Origin of the sequence: Streptomyces sp. NPDC046931, from assembly GCF_040644655.1 — a bacterium.
GTDB lineage: Bacteria > Actinomycetota > Actinomycetes > Streptomycetales > Streptomycetaceae > Streptomyces.
In genome coordinates this window covers 16,559-41,579 of the sequence record NZ_JBEYWX010000023.1, presented here as the reverse complement: position 1 = coordinate 41,579, position 25,021 = coordinate 16,559, and the positions used below count along the sequence as shown (strand labels likewise).

Genomic DNA, 25,021 nt, shown 5'->3' with positions numbered 1-25,021 from the left:
TCGGTGCCCTGGCCGACAGTCGTCGATTTCATACAACCCATCCTCCCGAACCGGGTTCGTGCGGATCGGGACGCTTGCCGATCTGCTCCGCCTGTGACCAGGAAGCCCCGCTTCGGGGCGGGGGAATCGGGGGGCGGGCCGGTGCTGCGGGCTTTGCCAGGGGCCGTTGCGGGAAGCATACGCGGATGGGCGGGCGGGAATACTAGCGTGACTCCATGGTCGACTCGTGGGGGCGGGATGACCAGGGATTCCAAGGGAGGGAAGTCGCTGTGACGATCGTGGTTGAGACGGCGGTGGCCTGTGCCGTCGCGTGGGCGCTGCGCAAGGCGAAGCGGGTCGGCGGACGGGTCGACGGGGAAGTCGACTCGGTGCTGGACGCGGCGATGGACCGCGTCCACGAGGTCGTGGCGGGCAAGCTCGGCTCCAGCGGGGACCTCGGGCGCCTCGAGCAAGAGGCTACCTTCGCCCTCCAGCGGGACCCGGAACAGGCCCGGCACACCTTGAACGACGGCTTCACCCGGCACAGCATCAAGGGCACGCTCGCCCAGGCCATCGACACGGACGAGGAGTTCGCCGCCCAGTTGAAGGAAGCTGTCGAGGCCTACCGCGTGGCGGTGGGCAAGGCCTCCCTCGCCGCGCTCGGCGCCTACGGGCTGACCGTCGAAGGCGACCTTCGCATCCGGGCTGACAACGGTTCCTTCGCCGCTGGCACCGCCCACGTCGAAGGCGGTCTGACCATCGGAAACCCTTCCAAGCTCGGCCCGGACAACGCCTGACCGGACCGGGCACACCCATTACGGGCACCGCTGCCGGGACTGCTGCGGGCACCGGCGAGGGATCCCTCTCGGGGCCGGTGACGGCCCAGAACGGTGCCGTCGGCGCACAGTATCTGATGGCTCGGGACATCTATCTGGGCGGGCCGTCGACCCAGACGGGGGCCGAGATCATCCGGCTGCACCAGGACCAGGCCGAGGCGCTGCGGGATCTGATCAAGGCTCAGGAAGCCCTTCACAGGGCGCAGCAGGCGGTCCATTTGCTGGTGGGTTTCGCGGGTTCTCTTCAGAGTCGGTGCGAGCTGTTGGAGGCCGAGCGAGACCAGGCGTTGGCGGGGTCCGGGGGGCGGGCCAATGAGGAGTTGCAGGCGCGTCTGGCACGGACCGAGCGGCAGCTTCGAGAGACGGAGCGCAAGCTGGATCGGGCCCTGCAGGACCGTGTGACGGCGGAGAGGCTCGCCATGGTGGCCCAGTCGAAGGCCGAGACCGCGTGGCTCGCGGTGGAAGACGCCCAACTCCGTGCCGCCGAGGCAGAGGCCGAGGCGGCGGCTCGTGCGAACGGCACCGGGCAGAAGGGGGGGCTCCCCGACACGTTCGGGCCCGGAGCACCGTCGGAGGACGAGGTGGACATCGCCTTGGAGCAGATGGAGAACTTCCAGGACGGCCTGGCCGCATCGTTGAGGAATCTGGACGGCCTCTTCGGGCCTCCTCGGACAGCCACTCCTTACAGAGCTGATGGCCCAAGTCAGCGGGTTGTTCAAGGCGAGGTCGTGAACGATGCGAACACCTCGGCCACCGTGGCCCCTGTCGCTGTCTGGGGAACGGCACAGAAGGCACCCGCCACAATCGCTGTGCCTCCCGTCGACCCGGCGCTGACTCGGCTCAGCGGTAACGGCCCGGGTGCCCCGCCGCGCACCTTGAGGTTCTTTTCGCTGCTGGCTCGTCGGAGGAGGAAGGCCGCAGCAGCGCGGGTCTCTTCGGCCGCGGACGGCCGGAGGAAGAACACTGCGACGGCGCGGCGCGCTCCGAGGCACCGGCTTGGGAGAGCGATTGCGTGGATCGGCAGTGGTTGGGAGAGCTGGTATCTGCTGGCATCAGTGCCGGTCGCCACAGCCGGAGCGGTCGTGATCTACCCGCTCGGCACCGGCGTCAGGAGAACCGCTCTAGACGTGCACCAGGGATGGTCCTCCTACATCGGGCAACTCTTCACCGTCGTCGCCTTCACGGTCCCTGTGGTCGTGTTCTTCTGCCTGTTGCTCAACGCGGCGGTCCACAAAGCCTTCCGGCCAGCGTCTTGGGATTTCTTCAACAGTCGGTTCCACTACGACGAGGAGCCTTGGCGCCGCATCACCTACGGCATCGTGATTGCCGGTGTGCTGTGCGGAATTTTCCTGCCCGCTCCGTCCAGGCGTACTGCAGAATTCATCCTCTACACATACACAGCCTTTGGTCTCTTCGCGTTCGTGGCACTGGCACTCATCACCTGGAGTGTCCGCCGCATTTTTTACCGAATCTTCTCGTAGCAACACGGATGGCGCGTTCCGGCCCTGGTGGACCAGGGCTTCCGGCTGTCCGGCGGCGCGGACTCCGGGAACGTCGCTCTGGCCGTGAAATCAGCCCGCTTCCCCGAGGTGTACAGCTTCGGTCTGCTGGTGGGAGGAAGCACCGGCAGGCAACAGAGCGAGCGGCGTCGGGCCCTTGTGGAGCACTGCGGTCTCCGGGACACGGCCACCCCCGCCATGCAGCACCCACCCTTCTGCACCGGAGGCGTGCGCGATCTGTGCAAGCCGCATGATCCGACAGGAGCCTTCTACCAGGAGGCGTTCGATGTCGTGCGCGAGCAGGCAGCCGCCCGGCGATGCGAGATCATGTTTACGGGCAGCGGCGGGGACGAGATCAACGCCCACCACTCCGGGACACAGGCCGAACTGCCGTCGCCGGAACCCGTGCCGTGGCTCGGCGACAAAGCAGTCCGAGCGCTGGCCGAAGTCAACGAGCACTTGGCCCCCATCCCGGTGCTGCCCGTACCGACCCTGATGGCGTTCGGTATACACAACCCCGGATTCCTCCGGGCTGGAATCTGGCCGGTGAGCCCGCTCGCACACCCGCGGATCGTGCGGTTCATGGAGCAACTACCGCACGAGCACAAGCGCGGCAAGGCGCTGTTCCGCGAACGGATCAGACGAGCCGGGCTGCCCGAGTGGGTGGCCGCGCCGACCGAACCGGAGAACTTCCTGGCCGTCCTGGAGAAGGGTTTACGTTCCTACGGCTTGCCGGTCTTGGACGACATGCTGAAAGAGTCCATCCTGGTGGACCTCGGCTACGTTGAGGGCAAGGCTCTCGCCAAAGCGAGGAGGAACGCCGACTCCGCGCCGGTCGTCCCCGATCTGCTGTGCGATGTGCTCGCCCTGGAGGTCGGACTGCGAAGCCTCATGTGACCAGCCCCGACACGGAAGCCGAGCACGTGGAAGCCACCAACCTCCTGTACCGCGATCCGGCACTCTACGACGTTGTCCAGTCCGACAGCACGAGCGCCGGAATGTGCCAGACCCTGATCGAGCTGCACAGGCCGGACGCCCGGACCCTGGTCGACTTCTGATGCGGTACCGGCCGCGACCTGGAGATCCTCGCCAAGCGCTTCGAGTGCATCGGCGTGGACCTCCAGCCCGGCACGGTCGACTACGCCCACCAGGCACGGCCCGGGCTGGACATCCGCACCGGCGACATGCGCACCGCACGACTCGGCAGCCGCATGGACGTGGTGACCTGCATGGGCAACAGCCTCGCCTACGTGCACGACAACAACGACATCGGCCGGGTCTTCGCCACCTTCGCCGCCCACGCCCGGCCGGCAGCGCTGCTCGTGCTGTGTTCCCCCGTCGCCCCGATCACCCGGACCGAGCCGACCACCGCCACGGTCGACACCCCGACGGGATCCGCGACCGTCACCATCCGCCACACGTGGGACCTGCGGACCCAGATCAACACCATGCACCGGCACTGGGCACTCCCCTCGGGCGACGAGGCCCGAGATGAGATCCGCAGACGCGTCCTGTTCCCTCGCGAACTGGAACGCTACGCGGAGGGGGCTGGCTTCGAGGTCCTGGACATGAACGACGGCGCAGAGACAGGGCTTACCGGCCCCACCGCGTACACAGTTGCCCGGTACACCCGGCGATGACCGACGGGCGAGAAAGGGCACCAGCCCCAGCCACCCGACTCTGACAGCAGTAGCGACGCTGAGGTTGAAAGGGTGGGGTGACAGCGGGCGTTGGCGGTGCTAGGGCCTGTGTGATGTCGTGATCAATCTTGCCGATCCGGATTCGCCTGGAAGAGGGATCCGGTAGGAAGACGATCGTGACGCGCAGGCAACTCACCGACGACCAGTGGAAGTTGATCGAGCCGTTCCTGCCGATAGGCGAGTACGGGCCGTACCCCGAGCGGCTGCAGGATCAGTTCGAGGGGGTGATCTGGCGGTTCAGGACAGGCGCGCAGTGGCGTGAGATGTCAGGTGAGTTCGGGCCCTGGCCGACCGTCTACGGGCGCTTCCGGGTCTGGAGGAACGCCGGTGTCTTCACCGCCCTGCTGGAGGGCCTGATCGCCGAAGCAGCCCGCCAGGGCAAGACAGACTTATCCCTGGTCAGCGTGGACTCCACGACCGTCCGTGCTCATCACGACGCCGCCGGGATGATCGTCGGCAAGGACGTCATGGAGGCTCTCGAAGAAGCCGCCGCCGAGCAGGAACAGGCCCGGCGAAAAGGGGTGGCGAGGCGGAACAGAACGGGCGGGACGGTGAAAACGAGCCCGAGCGGACCGAACGCCGGCGCGTCCGCCGCCGAGGCAGGCTCCGCCTGAAGGAAGCCCTGCTCGGGAGGTCCCGCGGCGGACTGACCAGCAAAATTCACCTTGCTGCCGACCGCAAGCGCCGGCCGTTGTCGTTCGTTCTGGCCGCCGGGCAGGCCGCAGACAGCCCCCAGTTCATCCCCGTGCTGAAGAAGGTCCGCATCCGTCTGCCGGTCGGCCGACCCCGCTCCCGGCCCGGCGCGGTCGCCGCGGACAAGGCGTACTCGTCCCGCGCCAACCGCGCCCACCTGCGGAAACGCCGCATCAAGGCGGTCATCCCGGAGAAGAAGGACCAGGCCGCCAACCGCAAGAAGAAGGGCAGCCGGGGCGGCCGTCCCGTCACTTTCGACGCCGATCTTTACCGTGACCGCAACATCGTCGAGCGACTGATCAACCGGCTGAAGGACTGGCGCGGCATCGCCCCACGCTTCGACAAGACGCCTGAGAGCTACCTCGCTGGCCTTGAACTCCGCGCCTCGATGATCTGGGTCGGAGATCTCCTGTAAGCAGCCGATTGATCACGACATCACAGGCCTTACATCCTCGTCATGAGATACGCGGATGGCGGCGGCCTGACCGTCGCGGGGCGGGCGAAGCGTGAGGCAGTGCGCTTCGAGGCCGCGGAGATGTTCGAGCGAGGCGTGCGGCCGCCGGAGATGGCCCGCAGGTTACGGGTGTCGCGGAAGTCTGCGTACGCCTGGCACGCCGCCTGGCTGGCGGTTGCGGTGCTGTTCGAGGGAGTGCAGGCATGGCGTCGGCAGGGCGATGCGCCACCGCGTGCGCCTGCCGGGCCAGGCCGGAGGCGGTCGGCTTCCTGCAATGAAGCTGCGCCATCTTGAAGTAGCTGGTCAGGGTGCTGGTGTGACGCCGGTTCGGGGTGCTCGTGCTGGTCGTGGGCGGCAGTCTGGGGTGTAGGCAAGGCCGTTTTGCCGATGAGTTCACCGTCCTCGAACGGTCTACCCAGCGACACGACCGTTCTCGACAGGAGTGCCATGTCCACCATCCAGCCAGTGATCATCACTGCCGACCAGGACGTCCTGCTCGGCTTCTATACGAAATTGTTCGGCGCCGAGGAGATCTTCCGGGTACCGGCGGAAGGCCCGGCCTTCTACCTCGGCTTGCGCATCGGCGACACCGACCTCGGGCTGGTGGCCAAGACGGAGCCGGGGACCGGGGCGGCACCGCGGATCCTGCTCAGCATCGGTGTCGACGACGTCGACGAGATGCTCGGCCGGGTGACGGCGCTGGGCGGCTCGGTCCGCAGCGGCCCCAACGACATGCCGTGGGGACAGCGCGTCGCCCACATCCAGGACCCCGACGGCAACCCGTTGAACCTCACCCAGCCGATCCCGGCTCAGTGACGCTGTTCCGCGTGCTTATGCTGGTCGTGGGCTGCCTGCGGTAGAGATCAATTGCCTGTAGTGGCCTCGATGTTCGTCAGGACGAGCAGCGCGCGAAGCAGCGTCGGCGTACAAGCGAACGCTTGTACGCCGACAGCATCCACGGTGACGACCACATCGGCGAGGTCGGGGAGCGTGTCGAGGAGCGGCCGGAAGCGTGTGACCTCGTTCGTCTTCTCCCCCACGTCGAGTTGGGCCAGGACCAGGCCACTGGTGTGCTCGAGTGCCGCGAGCAGGTGGATCCTTCGGCCGTCGGCCCTGGCGGCGCCGCCCAGGACCTTGCCGTCGACGGCCAGCGCGCGGAGCCCGGCGCTCTCGGGTCGGCGGTCGGCGAGCCAGCGGCCGCGGACCGGTCGAGGGCGTCGGCGTCGATCCGCGTGAGGAGTCTGCGCACCGAGGACTCGGAGGGCGCCAGTCGCGACAGCAGCGGATCGGGGCGGACGCCGAGGCGTTCGAGCACGTCGGGCGGGGCGTCGGCGATCCACTCGCCGACGGCCGACAGGAAGGTCGCGCCGGCCAGGACGGCGCACGCGGTCAGCGCGAGCACCACGACCAGGGCGTGGCGGACGCCGCGCCTTCGGCGCGGGTCGGGTACCTCGGCCAGCCGCTCCAGCAGACCCGGCACCTCCTCGGGTGCGATCCCGGGCTTCTGGCGGAGCTGGTCAAGGGCAGGCGAGATCAGCGATGTTGCTTCGGCAGGCACGGTCTTCCACTCGGGATCACGGGGCGTAGAGAACTCCGTGATCTCCTGAGAGGCCGTGCCTCTTTTCATGCCGAATCATCATGAAGCGGGCGGATCACCGCGATGCGGGTGTCACCCCAGAACATCGAGGCCCTGGCGGACGACCCGGCTTCACAGTTCGATGAGCCGGCTGTAGCGACTGCGGATGGCATCGCGCTCGCTGTCGGGCACAGGGTCGACCGCCAGAGCGATCGGCAGGAGGCTGGCGGACGGGCGGGGGCCGCTGTCGAAGCGCGCTCTAGCCGCGGCGATCTCCTGGTAGGTGCCGATGGTGATGCGTCGTTCCGACGTGAAACTCGGCTCGCCGACGCGGCTGACGACGAACCCGGCGTGGCCGAAGACCTTGCGGCAGCTGTCCATGATGCGCCGAGCCGTGCCATCGTCATGGGTCATCACGTGTAGGGATCCGCTTCCCCAGCACAGCCCGGCCACCATCGACACCACCACCAACAGGTCGCGCCCCGTCGGGCGAGGCAGGGCCCCGAGGGTGGTGCCGTGCCGGTAGAGCATCAACGTCATGGCAATGTGCTCCTCGCCGGGCACGGATCCCATGCCCCTTCGGACCACTTCCATGACCGCCACCAGGGCCTCCGAGTCGACCTTGGGCTCAGGACGTTCGACCGGAACCATTGAGAACAACACCTCATCGCTGCACGACAGTTCCTTGAGGCGTGCTTCGGTGACGGCGTCGTGCTTCGGGTCGACCGCTGTGGTCACCCCGACCAGGACATTCCCTGCTGCCTGTACTTGTGAGAGTCCGGCCGCGGAGATCTCCGCATGCCACGAAGTGCCTTCCAAGGGACCGCCCTCGGCCAGCACGGTCAGCCGCGTCGGTTCGAGACGCGCCTTGAGCCCTTCCACGCTGCGGGCCGACGAGGCCTGCCCGGGCGAGACGAATCCGGCACTCGCGCACCTGTTCAACGTGCCGATGCTCCAGCCCTTGCCGAACATGTTCGCCAACGCGTTCGTCCGGATCAGCACCGCTGCCTCGCACGACGGGTTCACGAGCAGCAGGGGTGTCCCCCCTTGCCAGTCCACCACGCACGCCCGCCACGTCAGGTTGACCTTGAGGTTCTGGGCCTGCTCGGGCGTGTGATGCACCCACGCCGACGGGCGGCATTCCTGATGGTGGAGGGTGGCGAAGAGCCCGACGTTCACGTCGTCGATCGCAAGGTTGAGTACATCCGCGCCAGTGATCTCTTCGCCGCAGGTCAGGCAGTCCACGGGCACCAGGTTGTTCCGCAGTCTATCCATCGTCTCGGTGCCGAGCTCCGCGCGGATGTCGTCGGCGACCTTGAGTTCATTGCGCATGAGGTTCCCCCAGGTTCTTCATGGTCGGGTTCAGGAGTGCGGCACGCTGAACTCCCAGTCCAGTTCCCACAGACTCGCCGTGCCGTCGAGCCCGCCGACGAGCAGGTACCGCCCGCCCGGTGTCACCTGCAGGTCGAGCACCCCGCTCTGCCCTGTCTCAAGGGTGTGCACCACGTCACCGGTTTGGACGGACCAGACCGTGACGGTGCCCGCCAGATCGCCCGCGAAGACGAACCGGCTGTCCTGGCTCAGCGCCAGGCACACCAGCCGGTCCGACTGCTCGGCGAGCGCGTGCACGCGCTCCCCGGTGCCGGTCCACATGCGCAGGTACGGCGCTTCGTCCCCGCACGCGACGATGAGCCGGCCGTCGTCCGACACGCGTACGTCGCGCGGGGCATAGGCGTCATAGACCGGGATGTCGAGCAGGCAGCTGCCGTCGGCTAGGTCCCACAGCCGCAGGGAGTCGTCTGCCCCGGAGACCACGGTGCGCTGGTCCGCGCTGATCCAGACGGCGTTGACGCGCGAGGTGTGTCCGGTGAGCGTGCGCAGGCGCCGTCCACCGGCCAGGTCCCAGAGGTGGAGCACGTGGGCGGTGTCGGCCGCGACCACCCGGCTGAGGTCGGCTGAGATGGCTGCCGACGTGAGGATGTGCGGGTCGTCCGGGACGAGCGAAGCGACCTGCGCCCCCTCTGATGTCGACCAGACACGCATGGTTCCCGAGGACATCACTCCGGCGGCCCTGCGGCCTTCGGCGTCCAGCCTGGTCGCCAGCACCCCGTCGTCGAGGTCGAACAGTGGCGCCCCGCTGTGCAGATCCCACACGTTCGCCCCGAAGAGAGTCCCGCACGTCGCGTATCGACCGTCGTCGGAGAGACTCGTCCACACCCTGCGCAGTGTGGTGCCGGGGACGGACATCGTCCGTCTGATCCACGCCGTACGCAGTCCGGTTCGGGGGAACTGGTCCGCGAGTTCGCGCCAGGCATGGAGGAGCTGCGCGTCACGCTCGTAGCCGGGTAACGCGCGTGCCTCGCCGAGGAGTTGGTGTGCGGTGCGGTAGTGGGTGGCGGCGATGGCCACCTCGGCCCGGGCCGTCAGCTCGCGCGCCCGGTCGCCGAAGTGGGTCAGGTCGACCACTGGATGGGGGCGGCTCACGCGCAGTGCGGCTGTGTACCCGACAGGAGCGCACAGTTCCCAGGAGCGGACGGTGTTGTCCGCGGCGACCGACCGCGCGTGGCGGCCGTCCGGGGAGAGCCAGACCGCGCACACCCCCGCCGTGTGCCCGTGCAGCGTACGAAGGCAGCGCGGTTCGGTGAGATCCCACAGGCAGACGGTGCCGTCCTCGTTCCCTGTCAACGCCCAGCGGGTCCCCTCGTCGAGAGCGAGCGCCGTGAGGCCGGGGAGCGTCGTCATGCGACGCTCGCACTCGCCGGTCCGCACATTCCAGACCCGCACCATCGCGTCGTCACTCGCGACGACCACGCGCGCGCCGTCTGCGGTCCATGCCATGGCCGACACCCGCGCGCAGGATTCCGTGAGCACACGGGAGAGGTCCGCGGAGCCGGGGCACACGAGATGCAGGCGGCCTTCAGTGTCTCCGTGGTAGACGAGGAGCATGGCCCCGTCGGGGCTCACCTCCGCCATCGAGAAGGCCGCGCGTTTGTCCAAGGGCGCACGGAGAACCAGCCCGCCGCGTGGTGCCGTCGTTCCCTGTTGGAGATTCCAGCCGAGCAGTTCGCCGTCCCCCGTCATGGCATACGCTCTGGACTGGTCAGGGGAGAGGCGTAGGGCACGGACAGTCTCGTTTCCGACCGGGGTGTACATACGGAGCGAGCGCCCTGTCGCGAAGTTCCACAGGCGGATGCACTCACCGCGGGCGAGCGCGAGCCCGAATGTGCCGTCGATGCTGCTGACGTCGGCGGACCAGACCCCGTTGTTCTGGCAGCTGTGGAGACACTCCCCTGTGGACGCGTCCCACAGACGGGTCGCGCCGCTCGCGTCTCCGCTGATCACACGTGTTCCGTCCCGCGTGAATCCGGCCTGGCCGAAGGGCGGGAGGTCCGGGTCCGGGTACCAGGGCACGGACGTCGTCCCGGCGGCGGAGAAGTGACCGAGGTCCGGGGAGTCCAGAGCCTGCCGCGCGGAGCGCGTCTCCGGTTCATCGGCATGGTCACGCGCGACCAGTTCCAGTTCCTCTTGCGCGCTGTCCACGGCGCCGCGCTCAAGATGCGCTTGCGCCGTCAACACGTGTGCGTGCCAGGGAACTTCGGCATGGCGGCTGGCGACGCGCAGGGCGGATAGCATGGCGGCGTCACTGATCTCGCCGCGCCGCCACCGCAACAGTCCCGCGTTGTACGTTGCGTCAAGATGCTGGGGGTCCGCTTCGAGTGCCTTGCGCAACTGGCCGGCGGCCTGCTCCTGTTGCCCGAGGTCGAGCAGGGACAGAGCGCGGTTGTTGTACTCGGCCGCCCTCAGTTCGGCCTGCGTGGGCGGTACGAGGAGCGGGGTCCCAGGGGACAACTGGCCGTGGATCGCCGCCAGTTCGCTCGCGATTTCCGTCATCGAGTCGGGCCGGGACCTCGGGTCCTCCGTGAGGCAGCGGTCCAGTAGGAGAGCGAGGGATTCCGGCATCTGCCGTGTCGGTGCGTCGGCGGGCGGAGGGCTGTCGTACGTCACGCGGGTCAGCGGTCCGACGGTGGTGGAGGACTGCGCCGACGCGGCCGCGCTGAAAATCTCCCGCACGGACACGGCGAAGCTGTAGACGTCAGACGCCCTGCCCAGCGGCCTGCCCTGGAGCTGCTCCGGCGACGCGTACGCGGGAGTCAGACCGCCCACGGACGGACCCCCGGGGGCCGTGCTCAATGCCTGAGCGAGGCCGAAGTCCGTGATCTTCGCAACCCCGTCGACGCCGCTGTCGAGCAGCACGTTCGCCGGTTTCACATCTCGGTGCAACACGCCGCTGCCGTGGGCGAATTCGAGTCCGCGCGCCATCTGCCAGCTGATCCGCACGATGCGCGTGACGACCGTCTCGGGGTCCCCTGCGTACAGGGCGCCGGTGTCGATGGACTCGCGCAGGCTGCCGCCGCGAACGTACTCGGCGAACAGCCGCGGGACCCCGTTGAGCACGCGCACGTAGTAGCAACTGCAGACATTCGGGTGCAGCCCCAGGGAAACCCAGGTCTGTGCTTCGGCCACGAAGCGTTCGACGTCAGTGGCGCGTGCTAGGTGCTGCGGCAGCGGCGACTTGACCGCCAGGTCGATGCCCCATCCCAGGTGCCGCACACGGTGGACGACACCCATCCCTCCATGCCCTACGAGGCGGGTCAACTGGTAGAGCCCGTCGATCACATCACCGGTGTTCCACCCGGTCGACGGCCCTGCGAACGTACTCGAACTCATGCCTTCGTCTCCTCCTGTCAGGCTCCGGCCCGGGGGAAAACGAGATCGCTTCAGCCGATGGAGAGAGACACGTGATCGTTGAGCACGACGGTGTCGTGTCTCTGTACAAGAACGACCGCGTCTCGGCGCACATCGACGGCCTCGTCCCCGCGGAGCAACACGGCATTGCCGGCGCCGCTCAGGTGGGTGTACGACCAGCCGTCATCGGAGAGTTCGAGGGCTCCGTGCGTGCGGCTGATGTCGGGTCGGCTGATGCTGATGTCCTTGAGGCTGCGCCCAATCGTCACGTAATTCGATTCGGTGCGGTGTGTGGTCACCACGGCGTCGTCCACGACCACCGACACATCGAGGGCGTCCTGGAGGGTGAGACCGCCCGCCGTCAGCTCGCCGTCGTACAGAACGCGCAGAGAGCGAGTGCCAGGGAAACGCAAGACGCTTCCATCCGGAACAAACACGGTCGTGTCGGGGCGGATCCGCACCCCCTGGCCCTCGCCCGACACGACCGACACGACACAGTTCGAAGACTTCTGGATCCATTGGAAGCCGGGCCGCCCGTCGATGCTGTCGAACCAGCGGAAGGTCCCGACCACGGTGGTGCCGTCATCCGGCCTTCCCACGGCCGGTCCGTCCGCTGTCATGAAGAGCGGCAGGTCCAGCGGACGCCCGAGGTAGAACCGCGCCGCCTCGCCACCACGCCCCTCATGCTGTCCCTCCAGAAGCACAAGAGTGACACCTGCTTGCGGGGAACTCTCGGCGACCAGCGGCACCCACACGCGCTGCTCTGCGGGCTCCGAGGACGCGCGCCGCATGAAGCCGCGGGAGGCTCTCATCCCCGCCGTCAATTCCAGCCAGCTGTACAGGGCTTCGTCCTGACGGACGAAGAACCGGAACTCCCGACTGCCAGCAACTGCACTGCGCCTGCCGGGAATTGTCCACTCCAGGTGGTTCGTTCGGATTCCGACGACGTTGCTGACAAGTTCCTGACGGCTCGTGGTCCGATTCACGCCGCCACCGACTGTGCCGATGCCCGGTGTGACCGAGACGTTCGCGCTGGTCGTCGCCTGGGCGTCTATGTACTCCACGGACGGCGACGGTGCACAGGCCACCGGAGTCGGGCAGCCACGAGACGCATGGAGCCGCGCGGAGACTACCAGGTCGAGTCCGGACTTCGCCTGCACGGACCGTACGGTGACGGGGACAGAGACAGCGAGGAAGCGCGACGCCTCACGCACCGACCCGGTGAGGCCTGCCTCTTCAAGCATCGATGTGGTCGCAGCATCGCAGGAAATCTCGCCTATGACGACCGCCGAAGCTCGTGCGGACCAGCCACTGCCGTGTCCGTGCATCGATCAACCACCTGTCACTGGAAGTGAGGTCAGCGCACATTCATCATGCCCGACATCACCAAGCGACCACCATCTTGAAGTCGTCAGTGACGATACTGGTGTGGCGAGTCGTCAGGTGCTCGTGCCCGACCGCAGAGCCTCGGTGTTCTGGGGTGACACCCGCATCGCGGTGATCCGCCCGCTTCGCGATGATTCGGCATGAAAAGAGGCACGGCCTCTCAGCTTGGCGTTTATGGTTTGCGGTCGAACATGGCCTCGAACTTGCTGATGGGTTTGGTTGTCCCCCGGACGTGAGAGCGGCCTTCGTCTGATCCTGTGCTCCGTCACAGAGGCATGGGATCGACACGAAGGCCGTAGCAATGAGTCTGCTGCAACGCCGCGTCCCACGGGATGCGTTCGCCGAACTGTCACGCTTTCGGACGGATCTCTATGCCTGTCTGTCCGGGCGGCGCGATGCGCCGTTCGAGCTGAGCGACGCCCCGCTGTGCACGGACGGTCCGGTGAAGACATTGGTCGAGCTCTCGCCGGCGCCCGAGCACCGACGCGGGCATGGCGCCTTATACGGTGGTCTGAACTGCGGGAATCTGGATGTGGCACGGCTACGCACAGCGCTGGCGGGACTTCCGCTTCCCCGCACGGCGGAGGGGCGGCTGGTCCTGGCCGTCGACGTGAGCAACTGGTTGCGGCGGGATGCGAATACCAGCACGGAGCGGCTGTTCTGTCACACATACGGTCGGGGCAGGGGTTCGGCCCAGATGATCCCCGGTTGGCCCTACGCCTTCGTTGCCGCCCTGGAGCCGGGCCGGACGTCGTGGACGGCCGTGCTGGACGTGCTCCGGCTGCGGCCGTGGGACGACGCGATCATCGTCACCGCAGTCCAGGTGAGGGAGGTGTTCCAGCGGTTGTATGTGGCCGGCCAGTGGCATATTGGCGACACGCCCGTTCTCATCGTCGTCGATGCCGGCTACGACGTGACCCGTCTGGCCTTCCTGCTTGCAGACCTGCCTGTGGAGTTACTGGGGCGGATGCGGTCGGACCGGGTCCTGTTCTTCCGGCCTCCGCCACAACCGGCGGGCAAGCGCGGACGCAAGCCCAAGCACGGGGCGGAGTTCACCTTCGAGGACCCGGCCACCCATCCCGTCCCGTCCATCACCACGGTGAGCGACACCACTCACTACGGACGGGCCACCGTCAGGGCCTCTGGGACCGCCTGCATCCGCTGCTGACCCGACGCTCGGCCTGGACCGACCATCTCGCGGAGCTGCCGGTCATCGAAGGCACCGTCATCCGTCTGCAGGTAGACCGCCTCCGCGGCGACCGCAACCCCCGGCCCATCTGGCTGTGGTGGTCGGCCACTGATGCCACCGCCGCAGACGTGGACCGGCTCTGGCAGGCCTTCCTGCGCAGATTCGACCTGGAACATACCTTTCGGATGTTCAAGCAGACGCTGGGCTGGACAACTCCCAAGCTCCGCGAGCCGACCGCCGCTGACCGCTGGACCCGGCTCGTCATCGCCGCCCACACTCAGCTCCGCCTGGCCCGGCCCCTGGCCGAAGACCTCCGCAGACCCTCGGAGCGGCCTGCACGTCAGGGGCGTCTCACACCAGCACGAGTCCGCCGCGGATTTCGCCGCCTCCACGGCAAGGCCCCTCAGCCGACCAGTGCACCGAAACTCAGTACCGCTGGCCCGGGCCGGCCCATCGGCATGAAGAACAAGCACCGCGCCCAGGAACGCACCGTCGGGAAACAGGGCTAACCGGACCTCACGGCAACCATCACAAGTAGCAGAGCTGGATAAACGTCAAGCTAACGCAACGGCGTGACTCTGCTGGTGATGTTGTCGGGGTCATGGGGCGGCGGCTGCGCATAGCGCGTGAAAGCCCGTGGTACGGCGGCGGGTTCTGGTGGTGCTGGATATCCAGTCGGAGACCTGGGTGACGTTGCAGGCCAGGGCGGTGAGAACGTGCTGGACGTGGGTCTTCGCCAGGCCCCGGTAGCGCGAACGGCGCAGGCCGGGGGCTCGGACGTTCTGCGAGAGAGTGGCTTCGATGCCGGCGCGGATCGCGTAGCGGCGCTGCCATTGCTCGGTGCGCTGGTCGAACCGGTTGCGCGTCTGGATCTCGTGCAGCAGCTGGGGGAGCACGGCGATGGAGCGGGGCCTGGTGGCTGAAGGGGTGCAGTGTGCGCGGTCTGGGCAGGTCCGGCAGTCCGCTTCGGCGAACCGGGCCTGCAGGTAGGTGTGGTCCTTGATGTTCAGCTTGGTCCAGGACACGCTAGTGGCCCCGCGCGGGCAGATCGTCTGCTCATTGTCCCAGTCGATGGCGAAGGCCGCCTTGTCGAAGCCCGAACCGGCCTTGGCCTGGGCGCTGTGGTCGGCGACGACCGGGCCGAGCAGAGTGACGCCGTGCACGCGCTGAGCCCGCTCGATACGTGCCGGAGAGATGTAGCCGGAATCGACCACATGCTCCGCGGGCAGCAACTGCCGCTCGGCAAGCTCGTCGTGGATCGTGTCAGTCAACTCGATGTCCTGGACGGTGGAGATGGTGGTGGCGACATGAACCACCAGCTCAGGGCGTTCTTCGTCGCAGGTCTCCGTGAAATGTGTCCGGTATCCGCTCCACGCGGTGTCCCGTTTGACGCAGTAGTGCGCATCGGTGTCATAGGGCGAGTCAAACCGCAGCGAGGCGGGCGGCAGGGCGTGGCCGTCCCGCCAGCGCAGCAATCCGTCCACGTCCCAGAAGTAGTGGTGGACCCAGACCTGGCGCAGGATCTCCACTTGCGGAAGAAGTCGCAGGTGGGATGGGGTGCAGGCGGCCCAGGCGGCGGTGAGGACCTTCTGTCCGTCCCGGCCGAACTCCTCGGCCCGGGCGGTCACGGCCGCCTTCCCGCCCGGCAGCTTGCCGATCTCCACCCGGCGCCCGCATCGCTTGGCCCACTCGGGCTCGATCAGCGGAGCCAGCCAGGCGGGGGCGGCCTCGGCCAGCTCCTCCAGGGCTGCTCGCAGCGTCTCTCCGACCAGTTCTAGGCGGCTGAGGGTCCGCACCGCGGCCAGCAATGCGCCGGTGACGCTCCGTCACGGGTAGCGGCGTCGGAGCGTTGCCATGAGGATGACGCGGTGGCGGAGCAGCGGGACTCCCGCGCGTCCGGCCATGATCCGCTTCTGGAGGTTGAGATCGGTGATACGGCCTTCGTTGACGCCGGAGTTGAACGGTGTGGTGATGCCCTGCACGTCCCAGGAGGGCGGCCTTCAGGCGGAGTCCGCGTCGGCGCCGGGTGCGTCGTCGCTCCTCCCGCTCGGGGTCTGCTTCGGCTTCCTGCCCGTTTCGCTCTTCGGAGTCGCCCCTTTTGACCTGGCCTTCTCCTCCTCGGCCGCGGCCTTCTCCAGGGCAGTGAGGATGTCTTGGCCCAGGTGCATCCCGGCGGCGTCGTGGTGGGCGCGCGCGGTGGTGGAGTCGATACTGACCAGGGACAGGTCTACCTCGCCTCGCTTCGCTGCTTCCGCGATCAGGCCCTCCAGCAGGGCCTCGAAGACGCCCGCGTCACGCCACTGCCGGAAGCGGTTGTGCACAGTGCACCAGGCGCCGAACTCCTTCGGTATCTCCCGCCACTGCCCGCCGGTCTTGCACCGCCAGCTCACGCCCTAGAACTGCTGCCGCAGCCGCTCGGGATACGGGCCGTACTCGCCAATCGACACGTACCGCCCGATGAACTTCCATTCCTCACTCGCGTCACGCAAGAGGGTCTAGCATCCCCGGTTGAGACAGTGCTTATGGCGGACGGGCTTCGGGGTCTTGAATGGCCCTCGGAGCGGGGCGGGGCGCTGGCTGCCAGGGAGGGGAACGGCGAGCCAGGGGCCCGGGGGTGTGGGCCGTCGTCCGCCTGAGGGCGTATGCCGCCTTCAGTTTGCCGGCGTGTGTGCCGTGCCCTTGGTGCGGATGCGCTGACGGAGAAAGAGAGCGGCGCGCTCCAGTGCCTCGTCGGCTTCGTCCAGGACGCCGGCGAACGCCTGGAAGACATGTGGAACGTCCGCTGTGACGTCCAGGATGACGTCCACTCCGGCTTCCCTCGCGCGCGTGGCCATGCGTGTGGAGTCGTCCAGGAGCATTTCGTTGGTGCCCGCCTGTAGAAGTATCGGGGGGAAACCGGTCAGGTCGGCGTGGATGGCGGGGCTGAGCATGGGCTGGTGCGGGTCCTGTCCCGCAAGGTACATGGCCCCGGTGTGTTCCAGGCCCTCACGCGTGAAGAACGGATCGATGTCCGCCTTGCTGTCCATGCTCCCGCCTGCCCGGGTCATGTCGAGTCCAGGGGAGAACGCCACGATCGCGGCGGGCATGGGCAGGTCCGCGCCGCGAGCGGCGAGGCAGGTGGCGGCAGTGAGGCCGCCACCGGCGGAGTCCCCGGCGAACGCGATCGCCGAAGGGTCTTCGCCGCTGTCGAGAAGTGCGCGGTAGGCGCTCAGCCCGTCCTCGATCGCGGCCGGGAACGGGTGCTCAGGGGCAAGCCGGTAATCCAATGAGAACGCCCTGAATCCTGTTTTGGTCACCAGGTTCCCCGTCAGCGACATCGCCGTCTCCGGTGAGCCCACCACGTAGGAGCCGCCGTGGAAGTAGAGGATTGTCCCGGCCTTCGGAGTGCCGGCCGGCTCGACGAGCACCGCGGGCCGGTCGCCGAGCGTCGCAGTCTGGGTGCGGATCCCGGCCGGGACGATCATTTCGGCCATCATCGCCCTGAACCCGGCGCGGAGCTCCTCCACCGCCCGAGGGCCCTCGGGCCGAGGCTGCCGGACCATCGCGTCGATCTGCGCGCGCTGTTGCCTGCTCATTGTCGCCTCCATCGCAAGTGCATGCCAAGGAACTATATGCCCAGGCATCTGTGTGGGTGCTAAGATATATGCCATGGCATCTAAGTCAAGCGGTGGCCGGGTCGACCTCCCGGGCTTCTTCGCCGACCTCGTTCGCTGTGAGACGCGCCTCTACAACGCGCTGAACGACCGTCTTCGCGAGCGGCACGGGATCGTCACCTCGCAGTTCGAATTCCTGCGCTTCCTGCGCGACCACCCTGGGTCCCGGGTGGCGGACCTTGCCGCTGAGTTCGCCATCGGAATCGGTGCGACCAGCAAGGGCATCGACCGTCTGGAGAAGCTGGCATGGGTCATACGGCGAACCAATCCATCGGATCGTCGCTCGTCACTGCTGGACCTGACCGATGACGGCCTGCAACTCGTCGAGGCGGCGGAGGCGACCTTCACTGAAACGCTGGCCGAGCTGACCGCAGGCGCCCTCGGTGGCCCCTCAGGACCGGCCGCCGTACAGGTCCTTTCGGAGCTCCGCTCCGTGCTCGAACGCCATCAGATCGGCCTACCCACAGGCTGACCGGCATGTGCGTCCAGTGCGATCGCCCGCTGGCCATGTGATCAGCCTTTGTCGCGAGGCGAATCCCGCAGATTGATCACAACTCGATACGCGATCCTCGGCTGAGCCACCCGGCCTTCCGTTGCTGGCCATCGCAGCCGGAGACGTCCTCACCCGGGTGAGCGGAGTCAGCGATCGACCTTGCACTGGCCGCCCTCATCGGCGTGATGGGAGGCCTGCTCGGCTCGGTCCTCGGACCCCTCATCCAATGGCACACCGCACGCAAGGACCAGCTGCGCGCCACCGCCGCCCGCTTCTGCGCACCGGCTCTTTGCACACCGCGGGATCCTGTACCACGGCTGGACTTCGGCCCTCATCAACCGTGCCCGCCGAGGCCGCCGTAGCACGCCCGCCCGCCCGGCAGGAGGTGGAGTCGATGTTCACACTGCCCATTCGCGCCTGCGCTGCGCGCTCTCCGCTCCTACCGCCTTGGCCAGGGCCCCGTCGGGATCGGCGGCGCCGACCTCGATGTGTAACTCGGGCAGGATCTGCCGCCACGTTGCATCCGCCGACCAGCGGCCATGCCGTTCATAGGTGCTCTGCCAGGGGCCGTACCGCTCAGGCAGGTGCGGCCAGGGCACCCCCGTACGGGCCCGGAACAGCACTCCGTTGATCACTTTGCCGTGATCGGACCACTGCCCGCCAGGCTTGCCGTTCGCGGGCAGTAACGGCTCGAACTTCTGCCACTGCGCGTCCGTGAGCTCGTGTCGCCGCACCATGACGGAGTTGACGGCCGCCATCGGCCTGCGTCCGGCCAGCGGTGCGGACGGGATTTTAATGCCCCCAGTCGCCTGAGGCCATCGTTCTTCCGCGGTCGCGGCTCGGCACGAGATGAGCGCCGAGGCCGTGGCCGCCCTTGAGTCGCGGCGCGCCTCTTACGACTCGCGGTGGAAGACGCCTCAGCAGGTTCGGCACCCGTCGAGCGGCTGGTCGCGGCACAGCCTCTCAGCGTCGCGCGCGAGCGCTGGACGGCTCGACGAGGCGATCGTCCAAGAGGCGGGTGCCAGCCTGTTTGACGTACTTCAGCACGGGTGAGACCTCCATGCTCTGCAGTCCGGTCAGGGACCCGATGCGTTCCGAGGTGAACTCGAACAGTTCGGCGAGGTCCCGGGTGTGTGCGACGGCATGGATGTTCCAGGGCCCGGAGATGGCTGCGGCGAAGGCGATCTCGGGTTCCTGCGCGAGTGCGCGGCCCGCGCTCTTCACCGCTGACGGGTGCGCGCGAAGCCAGAGGTGCGCGCGAGCGTGATAGCCCAAGGCTGCTGCGGCGATCTCGACGTCGATGTGGACGACGCGATGCTGGAGCAGAGCCTCAAGGCGCCGCGAGGCGCGTCCCGGAGTGAGGTCTGCGGCTGTGGCGAGATCGACGAGACTGGCACGGCCATCTGCGGCGAGCGCATCGAGCAACTTCTCGTCCTCGAGGGTGAGGCGCAGTGGCTCGCGGGTGACGACCGGAGACTCGGTGAAAGGGGGCCCGCCGCTCCCCAACGCTGCTTCCTCCCGAGGGGACAGTGTGCCCTGCAGGGCGGACCAGTAGTGGCCGCGACCTCCGAGGAACTGCCGGAGCATGGCGAAGGCGTTGATGTCGATCACCGCCGCGGTGCGGGGAAGCCGCTGCACCAGGAGATCCTCGCGCTGTTCCCGCGTCCGGGATTGCGTCGCGCAGGTGACCTCACAACCCGCCGCACCCAGGGCTACCCAGTTGATGTCGTCACGCTTGGCGAGCGCGTCGGCGATCGCCGCGACACTGCCGGGACGGCAGCGCAGCCGCACCAGCCACCTGCTCTGCCCCAGGGCACCCGGGTTCACCACGCCGGCCACGCGGATGACGCCGCCGGCGCGTAGCCGGCGATACCGGCGGTTGACGGCCCCCTCGGTCAGACCGAGGGCGTTCGCGATCGCGGCGAACGAAGCCCGTGGAGCGATCTGCAACGCACGAATGATTCGCACATCGTCGGGCTGAATCGAAGCAGATTCCGTCATGAGCGCCCTTGTCATGTCGCCGATCCTACAAACGAGCCCTCGTAGCTCGCCTGCGATGCGGTGTGGACGAAACACTTGAACCGCACGGGTTGAAGGGCCGCGGCAGCGGGCACCGCCCTGTGCCGATCCCGGGGCCTCGACCGATGCCCGAACGGAGTCCAACGCTCGAAGAACGGAGATGACGCTGCATGTCATCGACCTCCACTGAACAACACCCACCGACCGCTCTCATCGTCGGGGCCTCGCGCGGCCTCGGTCACGCGATGGCGGCGGAGTTCTTCGGCAGGGGCTGGAACGTCGTCGGCACCGTTCGCGACACCACTGCCCGAACGCCGCTGCACGACCTCGCGGACCGCGCCGAGGGGCGGGTGACCATCGAGCATCTCGACATCAACGACCCGGGCCACCTGCCCCCGCTGCACGCACGTGTGGCGCACCGCCGACTCGACGTGCTCTTCGTCAACGCGGGCACGACCAACAATGAGCAGACGCCCATCGGCGGGGTTGCGACGGCCGACTTCATCGACGTGATGGTTACCAACGCGCTGAGCCCCATGCGCGTCATCGAAGCCCTCGAAGACCTGGTGTCCCCGGCGGGACTCATCGGGGCGATGTCCTCCGGACAGGGCAGCATCACGAACAACGCGACGGGAGGCCGCGAGGTCTACCGGGGGAGCAAAGCAGCCCTGAACATGTTCCTGCGGAGCTTCGCGGCCCGGCAGGGGGAGACGCGGCGCGCCTTCGTACTCATGGCGCCGGGCTGGATACGCACCACCCTGGGTGGTCCGGATGCGCCGTACACCATCGAGGAGACCGTCCCCTTGCTGGTGGACGTCCTGCTCTCCCGACTGGGCACGCCCGGCCTGGCATATCTGGACCGCTTCGGCCAGACCGTCCCCTGGTGATCCCTGCGGCCCACCCCAGCACTCACCGCTCGCCACCGGCCGGCTTGGAGCGGCCTCAAGGAGGAGATCGTGCCGATCATCGCCATCGAAGAACACTGGAGCATGCCGGATCTGACGACTGCCCTCCACGCCCTGCCGCACCCGGATGAAAGTCTCGTTTTCGGGGAAATGGACGACAACCAGGAGCGTTTGGAGGACCTGGAGGCGGGCCGGATCGCGGCGATGAACGCGCAGGGTATCGACGTGTCGATCCTCGCCCTGACACCGCCGGCAACCCAGTCGCTGCCACCCGGCAAAGCCCTGGCGCTGAGTCGCGCCGCGAACGACGTGGCCGCGGCGGCCGTCGCCCGAAACCCTGCCCGTCTTCGCTCGATGTCCACCCTGCCCATGTCCTCACCGAAGGACGTCCCAGCCGAGCTTGAAAGAGCCGCGAGTATGGGGCACGTGGGAACCATGGTGTACGGCCGATCAGGGGACCTGTTTCTCGACGATCCCGTCTACGACGATTTTTTCGGCGTGGCCTCGGAACTCGGTCAGCCCGTGTTCATTCATCCCCAACTGCCATCGCGAGCTGTCCGTGACGCCTCATACCGAGGATTCGACCCCATGACGGAACTCGCCCTGGCCACTTTCGGCTGGGGATGGCACCTGGACGCCGCAACAGCAGCCTTGCGGCTGATCCTCCGAGGTACTTTCGACCGTCATCCCGACCTTCAGATCGTGCTCGGCCACTGGGGAGAGACGTTGCTTTTCTGGCTCGATCGGGCCGACAGCATCTCCCGGACCGCCGGCCTGCAGCGCTCCGTGTCCGACTGCGTCCGATTGAATTTCCACATCACCGTCTCCGGCATGCTCAACCCGGCTCACCTGCATCATGCTCTGTCGGTGACCTCTGTCGACCGTTTGATGTTCGCCACGGACTACCCCTTCCAACGGCCGGCCAAAGAGGAAATTCGTTCTTTCTTGGGTCACTTCTCCTCCGAGACAGAGCGCCAACAGTTCTCTTCCGGAAACGCTGCATCCTTGTTCGGCATTGGCCTGTAGCCCGAGATCTTTCATCATCGGCTGCCCTTCCACGGCTCGGCCTGGTGTGACGACTCCCGACCGCGCTTTCCGAGGAGGGCCTCGTCCTCGCCCACACAGGCCTCAGCACCTTCGTCGACGCCTTCGTGAGGCCAGGCCGGTCCTGAGTTCCACGCCCCTCCTCCATGTGCTGGCTTCGTTCATTTCAAAATAGCTGCGAATGTTCGTCCGTTCGGGCAGCACTTCGTGATCTTGAGGCTCATGGTTGTTCACGAGAAATAGCAGCGAATAGCAGCAGCAGTATGGCGGCCTGCGCTCGTGAGGGCTGGGCGTGGCCAGGGCGGCGTCGTTCAGGTGATCTGCTTGGTTTGATGAGGTGGGGCCGAGAGTGGCCAGCGGGCGGGTGGCGTCTCGGCCGTGCTTGCGCAGGCCGGCGGCGATGTTGTCGCAGCCATCGAGGCGGAGGGCGCTGATGGCCAGGTTGCGCAGTGCCGCCATGGCCCGAGGTGCCGTTCCGGTCCGCACGCGCGAGGCGTCCTCGGCGAAGACTGTGTGGCGCACATGGTGAAACTTGTTCTCGATACCCCAGTGATCGCGCACACGTTGCGCGATCTCGGGAGCGCTGGCCTGTTCTGGCGTCAGGTCGCTTACCACATAGACGCGTACCAGACTGACTTTGCCGGTGGTGACGATCCGGCGGCGGCGTACGATCTTGGTGGCCTGCGCGGCGTGGGGGAAGCTGATGCCGTGGACGACGGTGCAGGTCTTGACTCGACGGATCTCGTTGCGGCTGTGCGCGGTGGATCGGGTCTTGCCCATCAGCGGCACGTCCCGCCAAGGCAGTTGCTTCAGCTCCTGGTGCAGCGTGGGGTGGTTGGCCTTGATCACGGCGATGTACTGGGCTTGCTTGTCCTCCACCAGGAAGCGGGCGTGTTCGGTCTGGGAATGCAGCGCGTCGAATGTGACCACCGTGTCCGTCAGGTCGAGCGGTGCGAGCAGCGGCCTGAAGACGGTGATCTCATTAGTCTTGGAGCCGACGTCGCGCTGGGCGGTGACCAGGCCGGTGCGGGTCATCGCGGCGAGCAGGTGGACCTGGACGCTGGCGGTACGGCGGGCGCCTCGGACCGTCTTGCCGTCCACCGCCAGCGCACGGCGGCGCCGCTCGCCCGGCGCCTCGCCGAGGCCGGGGCGCTCGGGGTCCCGGGCGGCGAGCCAAGTCCCAATCGCATCATCCAGGGCGTCGCCGTCGACACGCTGCAGGACGTGGCGCACGGTGGCTTCGGCCGGGGCAGTGGGGCCGGTGGGTTCTCGGTCCGGGCCGCCGAGAGCGGACAGGACGGCGGTCGGAGCGTCGGCTGCCCACTCGGCGATAGCGGTCAGCGACTTCGCGCCGGCCAGCACCGCGCACGCGGCGAGCGCTAGGACGAAGCGGAGAGGGTGGCGGCGGCCGTTGGCCGTGCGGGGATCGGGCACCGGGGCCAGGCAGTCCAGCAGGTGCGGGTGTTCCGCGGCCTTGGCGGGGTGGGCCTTGGTGAGTTGGCCCAGGCCGCCGGGGATGGTCGATGACGAGCGGGCAGACGCGGTCTTCCGTTGCGGTGGTCAGGGACTCGACACCTCTGAACAGACACGCTGAATGACCGTCCCCTGGTATCGCACGTGCCACGTTGCGGCACAGATAGACCGGCAGACCTGCCCACCGGCCGTGGCCCGCCGTGGCGATGACCACGCCGGCGAGATCGAGATCCCCCACGGTGATCCCGCGACTGGTCCGGCCGGCCTCCTGGACTGCTAAGCCCGCATATTTAGGTGCCGCGTATTCGACGCTGGGGCCGGCGAGTCATCAGCTTGAGTGAGGGCCCTGTGTCGTTGTCCGGGTCCTGGCTCAGCCGACCTGCAGCACGGTCTTGCCGCATAGCCGCGCGGTCCGGAGGTCGCCGGCGAGGGCTCGCGGTGCTTCCCCAAGGGGGAGCACCGCGCCGATGACAGGCCGGATGCTGCCTGCGGTGACGAGCTTCGTGAGTTCGCCGAGCCGCTCCGGCTTGCGGTCGAGCGAGTAGTTCGCGGCGTGGATGCGTGCGTCGGCCATGAGCTGGCCGTCGAGACCGAAAGCGGTCGACAGCAGCGCACCGCCGTCCTTCACCGTGCCGGCCAGGCTGCTGGTGAGTGAGCGGTCGCCGACAAGGTCGAGGACCGCGTCGAGACCCTCGGGTGCGAGCTGGCGTAGAGCCTGGTCGAGAGGCTGCGCCCCACGGACGACGATCTCGGTGGCGCCGAGCTCGCGTACCTGCTCGGCGTGCTGAGCGGACGCCGTGGCGATGGTCCGGATCCCGCGGGCTGCTGCGGCCTGCACTGCGAACGTGCCGACACCTCCCGTGGCGCCGATGATGAGCAGCGTGCCGCCCTCGGGCACCTGTGTGTGCTCGATCGCGCCGAGCGCGGTCATGCCGGCGGTCGGCAGCGCGGCGGCCATGTGGCTCGGCATCCCGGTGGGGATGGTTGCCAGCGCGCCGAGCGCGGGCTCTGCCTGGACGACGCAGACCTCGGCGAAGGTCCCGAAGTGCAGTGGCTGGCTCCAAAACTGGCCGACGACACGGTCGCCAACGCGGAATCGCGTCACGTCGTCACCGATCGCGGTCACGGTGCCGGCACCGTCCAGGCCGAGCGTGAGCGGGAACCGGTACTCCCCGAGCCATTCCAGCGCGCCGGACGCGATGGCCACGTCCAGCGGGTTGATCGCCGCCGCCTCGATGGTGACCTGTATCTGGCCGAGGCCGGGTTCGGGCACGGGCAGCTTCCTGAGCTCCGGGGTGTTGCCGAAGCGCTCGATGCTGATGGCTCGCACGTGTCTCTCCGTTCTGCCGCGGGCCGTTCGCCCTGCGGCGACACCA

19 protein-coding genes and 4 pseudogenes are annotated in these 25,021 nt (G+C 67.8%); 11 read left to right on the top strand and 12 right to left on the bottom strand.

What is annotated here, in order from left to right; all coding sequences use genetic code 11:
- Positions 1-269 precede the first annotated feature (269 nt).
- The 7 genes and pseudogenes from ABZ876_RS30450 to ABZ876_RS30420 all read left to right on the top strand — a co-directional run bounded on the left by ABZ876_RS30450 (position 270) and on the right by ABZ876_RS30420 (position 5,977).
- A complete protein-coding gene (locus ABZ876_RS30450; RefSeq protein WP_361787962.1) occupies positions 270-776 on the top strand; it encodes a hypothetical protein in 507 nt (168 codons plus the stop codon).
- A 77-nt stretch (positions 777-853) separates the two neighbouring features.
- On the top strand, positions 854-2,296 hold the full coding sequence (locus tag ABZ876_RS30445) for a hypothetical protein (RefSeq protein WP_361787960.1): 1,443 nt from the start codon (positions 854-856) through the stop codon (positions 2,294-2,296).
- A gap of 84 nt (positions 2,297-2,380) precedes the next feature.
- Complete coding sequence (locus tag ABZ876_RS30440) at positions 2,381-3,211, top strand: hypothetical protein (protein ID WP_361787958.1); 831 nt, start codon at positions 2,381-2,383, stop codon at positions 3,209-3,211.
- Positions 3,208-3,954 (top strand): annotated as a pseudogene (locus tag ABZ876_RS30435) (class I SAM-dependent methyltransferase). Before ABZ876_RS30440 ends, ABZ876_RS30435 begins: the two are co-directional and overlap by 4 nt.
- 176 nt (positions 3,955-4,130) lie before the next feature.
- A pseudogene (locus tag ABZ876_RS30430) lies at positions 4,131-5,122 on the top strand (IS5 family transposase).
- 42 nt (positions 5,123-5,164) lie between these two features.
- Positions 5,165-5,455: a helix-turn-helix domain-containing protein gene (locus tag ABZ876_RS30425; protein WP_361787956.1), complete on the top strand. Its 291-nt coding sequence runs from the start codon at positions 5,165-5,167 to the stop codon at positions 5,453-5,455.
- A 153-nt stretch (positions 5,456-5,608) separates the two neighbouring features.
- Positions 5,609-5,977 carry a VOC family protein gene (locus ABZ876_RS30420; protein WP_361787954.1) on the top strand — a complete coding sequence of 123 codons (369 nt, stop codon included), beginning with the start codon at positions 5,609-5,611 and terminating at the stop codon, positions 5,975-5,977.
- Positions 5,978-6,053: 76 nt separating this feature from the next.
- Here ABZ876_RS30420 and ABZ876_RS30415 read toward each other — a convergent pair whose 3' ends face one another.
- The 4 genes from ABZ876_RS30415 to ABZ876_RS30400 all read right to left on the bottom strand — a co-directional run bounded on the left by ABZ876_RS30415 (position 6,054) and on the right by ABZ876_RS30400 (position 12,547).
- The gene (locus tag ABZ876_RS30415; protein WP_361787952.1) at positions 6,054-6,788 is read right to left on the bottom strand and encodes a transposase family protein; all 735 of its coding nucleotides are present in this window, start codon (positions 6,786-6,788) and stop codon (positions 6,054-6,056) included.
- An 81-nt stretch (positions 6,789-6,869) separates the two neighbouring features.
- The gene (locus tag ABZ876_RS30410) at positions 6,870-8,069 is read right to left on the bottom strand and encodes a hypothetical protein (protein WP_361787950.1); all 1,200 of its coding nucleotides are present in this window, start codon (positions 8,067-8,069) and stop codon (positions 6,870-6,872) included.
- 30 nt (positions 8,070-8,099) lie between these two features.
- Positions 8,100-11,465, bottom strand: coding sequence for a protein kinase (locus ABZ876_RS30405; protein ID WP_361787948.1), 3,366 nt, complete (start codon positions 11,463-11,465; stop codon positions 8,100-8,102).
- A gap of 50 nt (positions 11,466-11,515) precedes the next feature.
- Positions 11,516-12,547 carry a hypothetical protein gene (locus tag ABZ876_RS30400; RefSeq protein ID WP_361787946.1) on the bottom strand — a complete coding sequence of 344 codons (1,032 nt, stop codon included), beginning with the start codon at positions 12,545-12,547 and terminating at the stop codon, positions 11,516-11,518.
- Positions 12,548-13,170: 623 nt separating this feature from the next.
- Here ABZ876_RS30400 and ABZ876_RS30395 point away from each other — a divergent pair.
- Positions 13,171-14,567: pseudogene (locus tag ABZ876_RS30395) on the top strand (NF041680 family putative transposase).
- Positions 14,568-14,657: 90 nt separating this feature from the next.
- Here the strand turns inward: ABZ876_RS30395 and ABZ876_RS30390 are convergent.
- The 4 genes and pseudogenes from ABZ876_RS30390 to ABZ876_RS30375 all read right to left on the bottom strand — a co-directional run bounded on the left by ABZ876_RS30390 (position 14,658) and on the right by ABZ876_RS30375 (position 17,633).
- Entirely contained in the window at positions 14,658-15,854 is a 1,197-nt protein-coding gene (locus ABZ876_RS30390) for a transposase (RefSeq protein ID WP_361787944.1), read from the bottom strand.
- A gap of 30 nt (positions 15,855-15,884) precedes the next feature.
- Entirely contained in the window at positions 15,885-16,040 is a 156-nt protein-coding gene (locus tag ABZ876_RS30385) for a hypothetical protein (RefSeq protein WP_361788086.1), read from the bottom strand.
- Positions 16,036-16,547: pseudogene (locus ABZ876_RS30380) on the bottom strand (transposase); the annotation flags it as partial. The gene ABZ876_RS30385 and the pseudogene ABZ876_RS30380, both read right to left, overlap by 5 nt.
- Before the next feature lie 162 nt (positions 16,548-16,709).
- Positions 16,710-17,633, bottom strand: a complete 924-nt coding sequence (locus tag ABZ876_RS30375; protein ID WP_361787942.1) for an alpha/beta hydrolase — start codon at positions 17,631-17,633, stop codon at positions 16,710-16,712.
- A 73-nt stretch (positions 17,634-17,706) separates the two neighbouring features.
- On the opposite strand from ABZ876_RS30375, the gene ABZ876_RS30370 reads away from it, so the two are divergent.
- The gene (locus ABZ876_RS30370) at positions 17,707-18,183 is read left to right on the top strand and encodes a MarR family transcriptional regulator (protein ID WP_361787940.1); all 477 of its coding nucleotides are present in this window, start codon (positions 17,707-17,709) and stop codon (positions 18,181-18,183) included.
- 419 nt (positions 18,184-18,602) lie between these two features.
- Here the strand turns inward: ABZ876_RS30370 and ABZ876_RS30365 are convergent, their stop codons facing one another.
- Complete coding sequence (locus ABZ876_RS30365) at positions 18,603-18,962, bottom strand: transposase (protein ID WP_361787938.1); 360 nt, start codon at positions 18,960-18,962, stop codon at positions 18,603-18,605.
- 205 nt (positions 18,963-19,167) lie between these two features.
- Positions 19,168-20,220, bottom strand: a complete 1,053-nt coding sequence (locus ABZ876_RS30360) for an Lrp/AsnC family transcriptional regulator (RefSeq protein ID WP_361787936.1) — start codon at positions 20,218-20,220, stop codon at positions 19,168-19,170.
- Positions 20,221-20,393: 173 nt separating this feature from the next.
- On the opposite strand from ABZ876_RS30360, the gene ABZ876_RS30355 reads away from it, so the two are divergent.
- A complete protein-coding gene (locus tag ABZ876_RS30355; RefSeq protein WP_361787934.1) occupies positions 20,394-21,110 on the top strand; it encodes an SDR family NAD(P)-dependent oxidoreductase in 717 nt (238 codons plus the stop codon).
- Between the two features lie 69 nt (positions 21,111-21,179).
- Positions 21,180-22,154 carry an amidohydrolase family protein gene (locus ABZ876_RS30350; protein ID WP_361787932.1) on the top strand — a complete coding sequence of 325 codons (975 nt, stop codon included), beginning with the start codon at positions 21,180-21,182 and terminating at the stop codon, positions 22,152-22,154.
- Between the two features lie 102 nt (positions 22,155-22,256).
- On the opposite strand, the gene ABZ876_RS30345 is transcribed toward ABZ876_RS30350, so the two are convergent.
- Complete coding sequence (locus ABZ876_RS30345) at positions 22,257-23,615, bottom strand: ISAs1 family transposase (protein ID WP_361788074.1); 1,359 nt, start codon at positions 23,613-23,615, stop codon at positions 22,257-22,259.
- Positions 23,616-24,015: 400 nt separating this feature from the next.
- Positions 24,016-24,975, bottom strand: coding sequence for an NADP-dependent oxidoreductase (locus ABZ876_RS30340; protein WP_361787930.1), 960 nt, complete (start codon positions 24,973-24,975; stop codon positions 24,016-24,018).
- Between the last annotated feature and the right edge of the window lie 46 nt (positions 24,976-25,021).

Excerpts from the sequence above, each read along its gene's own strand:
- ABZ876_RS30425 (WP_361787956.1), top strand. The coding sequence starts at position 5,165 with ATGAGATACGCGGATGGCGGCGGCCTGACCGTCGCGGGGCGGGCGAAG.
- ABZ876_RS30375 (WP_361787942.1), bottom strand. The coding sequence starts at position 17,633 with ATGAGCAGGCAACAGCGCGCGCAGATCGACGCGATGGTCCGGCAGCCT.
- ABZ876_RS30365 (WP_361787938.1), bottom strand. The coding sequence starts at position 18,962 with ATGGCGGCCGTCAACTCCGTCATGGTGCGGCGACACGAGCTCACGGAC.
- ABZ876_RS30370 (WP_361787940.1), top strand. The coding sequence starts at position 17,707 with ATGGCATCTAAGTCAAGCGGTGGCCGGGTCGACCTCCCGGGCTTCTTC.
- ABZ876_RS30405 (WP_361787948.1), bottom strand. The coding sequence starts at position 11,465 with ATGAGTTCGAGTACGTTCGCAGGGCCGTCGACCGGGTGGAACACCGGT.
- ABZ876_RS30410 (WP_361787950.1), bottom strand. The coding sequence starts at position 8,069 with ATGCGCAATGAACTCAAGGTCGCCGACGACATCCGCGCGGAGCTCGGC.
- ABZ876_RS30355 (WP_361787934.1), top strand. The coding sequence starts at position 20,394 with ATGTCATCGACCTCCACTGAACAACACCCACCGACCGCTCTCATCGTC.
- ABZ876_RS30360 (WP_361787936.1), bottom strand. The coding sequence starts at position 20,220 with ATGACAAGGGCGCTCATGACGGAATCTGCTTCGATTCAGCCCGACGAT.
- ABZ876_RS30420 (WP_361787954.1), top strand. The coding sequence starts at position 5,609 with ATGTCCACCATCCAGCCAGTGATCATCACTGCCGACCAGGACGTCCTG.
- ABZ876_RS30415 (WP_361787952.1), bottom strand. The coding sequence starts at position 6,788 with ATGAAAAGAGGCACGGCCTCTCAGGAGATCACGGAGTTCTCTACGCCC.